The 1,513-nt window shown below is 45.7% G+C and carries 2 protein-coding genes; both read right to left on the reverse strand.

The annotated features are described in order from the left end of the window. Positions 1-1,055 (reverse strand): transglycosylase domain-containing protein (locus ACEW8S_RS13885; protein ID WP_373518741.1); only part of this gene is annotated, 1,055 nt, incomplete at its 3' end. 94 nt (positions 1,056-1,149) lie between these two features. After that, a partial coding sequence (locus ACEW8S_RS13890; RefSeq protein ID WP_373518742.1) for a gliding motility lipoprotein GldH occupies positions 1,150-1,513 on the reverse strand: 364 nt, incomplete at its 5' end.

Raw genomic sequence — 1,513 nt, forward strand, 5'->3', positions numbered from 1 at the left:
TTTCTTTCGGGTGTATTCTGATGGAAAAATTCCGCCTGAAGATTCGCCATATGCTTTTGTACGGCCTGTTCGGCGTTCGCTTGCATACGGGAATCTACCGTAGTATATATTTTCAGGCCATCAAGATAAAGGTTCCATCGGTCACGTTGTCCCTCCAAGGCCGGTTTGGGGTTTTTAGCGATCCATCGGTTCATAAAGCCCTGTAAATACATTCGGAAATACGTGGCCAAGCCTTCCTTATGTGACTCCGGATTAAAGCGGATGGCCATTTTCAACTTTTGCAGCGAATCTTTCTCCTGCTCCGTTATGTAGTCGTATTTAGCCATTTGGGCCAGCACCGTGTTTCTGCGGTTGACGACCAGTTCTTTTCTTCGGATGGGATTGAAATAGGAGGAATTTTGGAGCATCCCTACCAAGACCGCCGATTCCTCGGTCTTCAGTTCTTGGGGTTCCTTTCCGAAATATATTTTTGCCGCCGACCGGATGCCGTCCGCATTGTAGAGAAAGTCGTACTGATTGAGGTACATGGCGATGATTTCCTCTTTGGTATATTGCCTTTCCAAGCGGGTGGCAAGCACCCATTCCATGGCCTTTTGCTTTAGGGTCTCGAATTTGTTCTTCGAACGTACGCCTACGAAAAGTTGACGCGCCAATTGTTGTGTAATTGTACTTGCCCCTCCTTTGGTTCCCAAATAGGCCACCGCTCTCATAACGCCGAACGCATCGATGCCCGAATGTTCGTAAAACCGCGCATCTTCCGTAGCGATAAGAGCCTTGACCAGATTGTCGGGAAGACTGTCGAAAGGCACGGGCGTGCGGTTGTCGTCAAGATAGAACTTACCAAGGGTCTTACCGTCCGAAGAAATGATTTCGGTGGCCAGATTGGTCTGCGGATTCTCAAGGTATTCGTATTGTGGCATCGCCCCGAATACTCCCCAAGAAGCCAACAAAAAAAGCAGGACTACCGATAGGATCCCCACGGAAAACAATATCCAGAACCATTTGATATATGTAAAGAAGCCTTTGCCCTTTTTCTTTTTAGCAGCCTTTGCCATATTGAAGAATTACTGATTACTGATTACTGATTATTAAAAATGCAAAAGTAGTTTATACGTTTATTGGTTTATGACTTTTTCCACTACGTATCGCCTACTCCAAACTCCTTTCAATCTCAAACCCCACATCCGTTATCCCCTCTAAATTGACGACGCCGTCTACGCTGCCGTTCTTGCGCATAGCTTGGGATATTCTTACATTATATACGCCCGATGTGGGAAAAACGATGTTTTCCTTATACCACAGCTTATTCTCTTTAATGCTACCATAGCCCTTTCCCAACCATGTGCCATCAGGCAATGCCATTTCATACTGAAGGGTATCTTTTACGGTCTCACCGGTGGGGAACTCCAATTCCGCGATTAGAAATAGATTACTATACGCAAAGGTAGCATCATTGCGCACGTTAATGAACATATTGTGCCTTTGGACAGTATCGATTTCGGAGAAGCTAAAT

Source organism: Pricia sp. (assembly GCF_041745955.1).
Classification (GTDB): Bacteria; Bacteroidota; Bacteroidia; order Flavobacteriales; family Flavobacteriaceae; genus Pricia.